Source organism: Phenylobacterium sp., assembly GCF_044372605.1.
Classification (GTDB): Bacteria; Pseudomonadota; Alphaproteobacteria; order Caulobacterales; family Caulobacteraceae; genus Phenylobacterium.
Window position 1 is genome coordinate 1 of record NZ_JBILRO010000203.1, and the last position, 6,455, is coordinate 6,455.

3 protein-coding genes are annotated in these 6,455 nt (G+C 67.7%); 2 read left to right on the forward strand and 1 reads right to left on the reverse strand.

The genetic code is table 11. The features are described 5' to 3' along the window. Window positions 1-1,170 (reverse strand): condensation domain-containing protein (locus tag ACIQ42_RS14420; RefSeq protein WP_397422956.1); only part of this gene is annotated, 1,170 nt, incomplete at its 3' end. 220 nt (window positions 1,171-1,390) lie between these two features. Here ACIQ42_RS14420 and ACIQ42_RS14425 point away from each other — a divergent pair. Next, window positions 1,391-2,086 carry a 4'-phosphopantetheinyl transferase gene (locus ACIQ42_RS14425; RefSeq protein ID WP_397422957.1) on the forward strand — a complete coding sequence of 232 codons (696 nt, stop codon included), beginning with the start codon at window positions 1,391-1,393 and terminating at the stop codon, window positions 2,084-2,086. A gap of 58 nt (window positions 2,087-2,144) precedes the next feature. Beyond that, window positions 2,145-6,455: AMP-binding protein (locus ACIQ42_RS14430; RefSeq protein WP_397422958.1), on the forward strand; the 4,311-nt coding region annotated here is incomplete at its 3' end.

The following is a 6,455-nucleotide window of genomic DNA, read 5'->3' on the forward strand; positions in this document are numbered from 1 at the left end:
GAACGGCAGGTCCTGGTGCGCATAGGCCCCCAGCGCCGTCTCCCGGACCCGACCCACCAGCTCCGTGAAGCTCGGATCCCCCGACAGGTCCGTGCGCAGCGCCAGGGTGTTGATGAACAGCCCGATCAGCGGCTCGAATTCGGGCCGCTGGCGCCGCGACACCGGCGAGCCCACCACAATGTCTTCCTGGCCGCTCCAGCGGCTCAGTACCGCCTGGAACCCCGCCAGCAAAACCATGAACAGCGTCGCACCCTGCCCATGCGCCAGCCTCGTCAGCTTCACCGAAAGCGTCTGGGACAGGCCGACCGGCGTTGCTGCGCCTTGGAAGCTTGGTGATGCAGGACGCGGCCGATCGGTCGGAAGCTCAAGCGCCGCAGGCGCTCCCGCCAGTTGACCGCGCCAGTAGGCCAGCTGTGCGGGCCCGGTCCTCGCCAGGCGAGCACGCTCCCAACCCGCATAGTCGAGATACTGGGCGCTCAGCTCCGGCAATGCCGAAGCGTAGCCGTCAGCCAAGGCCGCATAGAGCGCCGCCACCTCCCGGATGAAGAGGCTCTGAGACCAAGCGTCGCTGACGATGTGGTGCATGACCACGCCAAGGACGTGGGCCTTGGATCCCACGTTGAACAGCTCCACCTTGAACAGCGGCTCGCACGCCAAGTCGAAAGGATAGGCGCCCAGGATCTGCAATCGGCCCGCCAGGTCGGCGCGCGACAGGGCTTGGACGCGCAACTGAACCGGACGAGGAGGATCTACCACTTGGACTGGGATGCCTTCCACCGTCTCAATTCGCGTCCGTAACGCTTCGTGCCGGCTGACAAGCCTGCCCAGCGCGCGTTCGAGGCGGGCAACGTCCAGAGGTCCGGTGATGTGGGCTGAAAGCGCGTAGTTGTAGAAGGCGTTACCCGGAGTCAGTTGCGCCAGCAGCCAAAGCCCTTCCTGGGCCGGGGAGGCTGGCCCAAGGCGAGCGGCACCCTGCGCCGCAATCAGCGCCAGGATCTCGCGCTTGTGGGTCCGCAGCGCGTCAAGAAGCGCGGGCGTGAGCTGCCCCTTCCTCGCGCTGTACCGCAGGTCGCCTTCTTCGGTGCGAAGATCGATTCCGGCCTGACGAAGATCGACAAGGAGCTCAGCCGCGCTGCTCGCACGGGCCTTGGCCTCCCCATCCCTATCCATTTACAACGCTCCCCGGCGCGCTGACCTGTCGAGGCGTGTACGCGGAAAATCAACGCCGCCGCCGCGCTCAGAACGCGTCTAGATAGTATTGACAGCATACACGCGCCTTGCAAGATTTTTGCGTCTGGAGGGGACGACAGCAAGCCCACGCGACACAGAAGTTGTAATTCACACATAAACGAGCGTAGATTGCGCGGGGACATGAAGGGTGGGGGCGTACATGATCGACGGCGAGATCGCGGCGCTGTTCACCGCTCCCGTTGCCGCCGTCGTGGCCTCGCCGGCGATGTACGACGCGCCCCTGCGGACTGGTGAGAGGGCGATTGTTGCAGGTGCCGCACCGCGTCGCATCCGGGAGTTCACGGCGGGCCGCGCCGCCGCCCATCTCGCCTTAGCCCGTCTGGGTGCCGAGGCGCAGGATATCCTTCGTTCAGAGGGCCGCGCGCCGCGCTGGCCGGCCGGCTTCGTGGGCTCTATCACCCATTGCGACGGGTTCTGCTGCGCGGTCGCCGCCGCCGCGTCGGATGCCGTGGGCGTCGGGGTTGACGCCGAACTCGCGACCCCACTCGAACCGGACCTCGCGGCCCGGATCTGTCGCGACGAGGAACTCACCGCCCACCGTGCGCTGCCGCAGGCCGCGGTTGATTGGGCCAAGATCGCCTTCAGCGCCAAGGAAGCCTTCTACAAATGCTACCACCCGCTCACGCGCAGCTTCCTCGACTTCCACGACGTCGCCATCCTCTTCCGGCCGTCCGTCGAAGCCCAGCAGGGGGCCTTCCGGGTGCTGATCCGCCACCCGGGCCGGCCGGGACAAAGCCTTGCGGACGCCTGCCACGGGCGCTGGCTCCAGGCGTCCGACAGGGTCTTCGCGGGCGCTACCTTGATGCGTGACGCGCTCGACGGAAGCCCAGTGTGACCGGCCGAACACGGTCGCTCGGGTCTCGACGCCGATCGAGGGCAGGATCGCAAAGCCCGTGAACGACGCGTGGCCCTCATCTAACAGCCTGCCGGCCTTGCTACGCGCGCGCGCCGAGCGGACCCCCGACCGGATCGCCTACCGGTTCGGTGGCGGGCGGGAGACGCCCGCACTCACCTATGGTGCCCTGCAGGCGGCGGCAGAGCGGTTTGCACGTGGCGTTGCGGAGCGCGGCCTGAGTGGACGCCCCCTCGCGCTGATGCTGCCCACCGGCCCGGCGTTCGCGACGGCATTCTTCGGGGCGCTGCTGGCGGGCTCGCCGGTCGCCCCGCTCGCTCCATCGCGGTCCCTGCGCACCCTCGGCCGCCTGCGCGGAATCGTCGAGGACCTGCGCCCCGGCGCGGTCGTGACGACTGACGACCTGCGCGCCAGCGTCCGCCAGGCCGACGACACCTGTGATTTCCTCGCGACATGCGACCTTCTTGCCGTCGATGAGCTGTCGTACGACGGCGGACGCTGCGACCTTGCTTCCCCCCACGAAATCGCCGTGGTGCAGTACACCTCCGGCTCCACGTCGGAACCCAAGGGCGTGCAAGTGAGCCACGCCAACCTGCTTGCCAACGCCCGACTGCTGACGTCATGGATCGGCGGGTCCGAACGCGATGTGACTGTATCCTGGCTACCGCTCTATCATGACATGGGGCTCATCGGCGGGATCGTCGCCCCGCTCTTCGCCGGGGGTGAATCGATTCTCCTGGAAACCGGGAGCTTCCTTCAGGATCCAGCCACTTGGCTGCGGACCATCTCGCGCCACGCCGCGACGGTCAGTCTGAGTGCGACCTTCGGCTACGACCTCTGTGCGCGCCGCCTCCGCGACGAGGACTTGACCGATGTGGACCTGCGGACCTGGCGAACCGCGATCTGTGGCGCCGAGCCGATCTCGCCGGACGTGCTGGAACGCTTCTGCGCTTGCCTCGAGCCATTCGGATTCGATCGCAAGGCCCTCATGCCGTCCTACGGTCTTGCCGAGGCGACCCTCTTCGTGACAGGTGCGGCTCCCGGCGACGGCGCGCGTGTGCTGGACATCAACCGGACCCGTCTTGAAGTCGAGGGTCTCGCCATCGTCGCGGACCCGGGGGACCGGGTTATCCATCTGACGTCCTGTGGTCTCGTCAACACCGAGCAGCAGGTGCTGATCGTCGACCCGGTCCGGCGAACCCGACATCCTGAAGGCGTCGTCGGAGAGGTGTGGATCACCGGCGGCCATGTGGCGCGGGGATACTGGGGGCGACCGGACGAGACCCGGACAACCTTCGCGGCGCGTCTGGCGGACGAAGGTACGTTGGAGTTCCTACGCACCGGCGACCTCGGCTTCATCGCGTCGGGCGAACTCGTGATCGTCGGGCGGCTCAAGGACATCATCATCATCAACGGGGTGAACCACCATCCCCATGACCTTGAGCAGACCGCTGTCTCGTCCCACCCGGCGCTCGCGGGTGGGCTTGCGGCGGCGTTCAGCGTGGTCGCCGCCGGCGCGGAAGGCGCTGTCATTGTACTCGAGGTGGCTCGCGGCGTGGAGGCGGGATGCCACGGCGAAATCCTCCAGGCCGTCCGCAGGGCAGTTAGTGAGGCGCACGGCGTTGCACTGCGGTCGGCCTACTTGGTCCGGCAAGGCTCGATCCCGCGCACCACGAGCGGTAAGGTGCGGCGGGCCGACATGGGACAGGCTTACCGAACGGGCAACCTCAATGCCATCGCGGAATGGTCCGATACGGTCGGCGAGATTGCGCCGCCAGTGCGTGACACCGCAGGTCAGACGGCCACCGAGGCGCTGCTCTTGCGGGTGTTCCACGACATCCTCGGCACCGAGCCGGCCAGCCTTGAGGCGGATCTGTTCGATACAGGTCCGGGCCTCGACTCGATCGGGGCGTCGAGGGCGAGGCATGCGCTCAGCGTGGCCCTGGGCCGAGATGTGGAGCTCACCGCCCTTTTCGACCATCCGACCATTGCAGGCCTCGGAATTCACTTGGACGAAACGGCGCGCATGGCCCCTGCCGCCGACGTCCGGCCGCCGCTGCCGCCCGTCCGGCCGCGGCCCGCCGCCCAGCGGACGGACCCTTTCCCGCTCACCGATATCCAGGAAGCCTATTGGGTGGGCCGCGATCCCGGCCTGCCGCTGGGCGGCGTCGCGGCCCACGCATATCGCGAGATCCGGATGCGCGATCTCGATATCCGCCGACTCGAGCTTGCGGTCGACACCCTCGTCTTGCGGCACGACGCACTGCGGATGATCGTGGACGCCGAGGGACGGCAACAGGTTCTGCCGGAGCCGGATGGATATCATATCCACGAAACCGACTTTCGCGGCCTGCCGTCGGCTGAGGTCGAAGGCGGTCTCGAGGCCGTGCGCGCCAGCATGTCGCATCAAGTCCTGGTGCCCGACCAGTGGCCGTTGTTCGAACTTCGGATCAGCCGCGTAGACGCTGACGTAAGTCACCTGCACGTGAGCCTAGACCTGCTGATCAGCGACGTCTGGAGCGCCAGCCGCCTCGCCGATGAACTGGCGCAACTCTACCTCCAGCCCGATCTTCGCCTGCCCCCGCTCGGCCTCACCTTCCGCGACTACCAGATGGCGCGCGCCTTAGACCGTGACGGCGTCGGCTTCGAGCGCGCGCAACGCTACTGGCGCGAGCGCCTGCCGGATTTCGCAAGGCCCGTGGACCTGCCGGTCGCGCGCTCGCCCAACGCCATGCGGCGTCCGAGGTTCACCCGGCTGGAGCACCGCATCCCCGCCGCTGCCTGGGACAGGTTCAAGGGCCACGCCCGCGCGGCGGGCGTAACGCCGACCGCCGCCCTGCTGACGGCCTTCGCCGCGGTGCTTTCCGCCTGGGCCCGACAGCCTGCGTTCACCCTCACCCTCACCGTGTCCGACCGCCGGCCGCTGCATTCCGACGTCGGGCGCCTCGTTGGTGAATTCACCAACCTCGTCCTGTTGGAGGTGGAGCCCGATCCTGGCCAGTCCTTCGCGCAAGCGGCCCGCACGGTGCAGCGGCAGCTGTGGCAAGACCTCGATCATATCGCGTTCGGCGGTATGGACGTGCTTCGCGAGCTCAACCGGGTGCGCGGCGCGCCGGACTTCGCCGGCGTCCCGGTTGTGTTCACCAGCACCCTGGCGGAACAGACCGACCTCCAGGTCGAGGACGCGTTGGGCCGGCTGGGCGAGCCCATCGCCGGCATCTCACAGACCCCGCAGGTCTGGCTCGACCATCAGGTGTTCGAAAACGGCGGCGAGCTGCTCCTCAACTGGGATTTTGTGGCGGAGATATTCCCCGATGGGCTGATTGAAACAGCCTTCGCTGCCTACGCCGACCTGCTTCGGCGGCTCGCGGAGCGGGACGATCTTTGGCTGTCCGGACCGGTACCCCGCCTGCCACAGGCCGCGACGGCGGTGACCGGGGCCATCCGTGTGGGCGCTGCGTCCGGGCAAGGCGGACTGCACCACGCGTTCTTCGATGAGGCGGACCGCGCCCCCGAGCGCCTCGCGCTGGTCTGCGGCGAGCGCCGATTCACCTATGGGGACCTGAAGGCGCGTGCCCGTGCGATCGCCGTTGACCTCCATCGCCGGCATGGCGTCCAGTGTGGAGACCGCGTCGCCATCGTCATGCGAAAGGGGTGGCAACAGGTCGTCGGCGTGCTCGCCGTGCTCGACGCTGGCGGAGTCTATGTCCCAGTCTCTAGCGACTGGCCAAGCGACCGGGTGACCGACATCCTGCAGCAGGCCGGCGTGGCGGTCGCACTGGTTGATCGCGATTCAGATCCAGGGGCGGCTTGGCGCTTTGGCGTCGACCTGCTGGAGGTCGGCGAAGCGACAAGCGCCGCGCCGCGCCGACGCTTGAGGGCGTGGCGTCCCGACGACTTGGCCTATGTCATATACACCTCCGGTTCGACAGGGCGGCCTAAGGGGGTAATGATGGAGCATGCGGCGGCGCGGAACACAGTGGACGACCTGCTGCAGCGTTTCGCAATCGGGCCGCTGGATCGGATGCTGGGCGTGTCCGCGCTCACCTTCGACCTATCAGTGTTCGATATCTTCGGCCCGCTTAGCGTCGGTGCCGCCCTAATCTTGCCGGACGCCACGCAGGACCGGGATCCGGCATGCTGGCTGTTGCTGGTAGCTGAGCATGGCGTCAGCATCTGGAACTCAGCACCGGCATTGCTCGACCTCTTCGTGGAGCATGTGGCCGCGCGCCGGCAATACCTGCCATCCCTGCGGCTGGTCCTCGCTAGCGGCGACTGGATTCCTTTGGCTCTGCCGGGGGCGGTCAAGGCGGTCGCGACCGGCGCCGCCTTCGTGAGCCTAGGCGGCGCT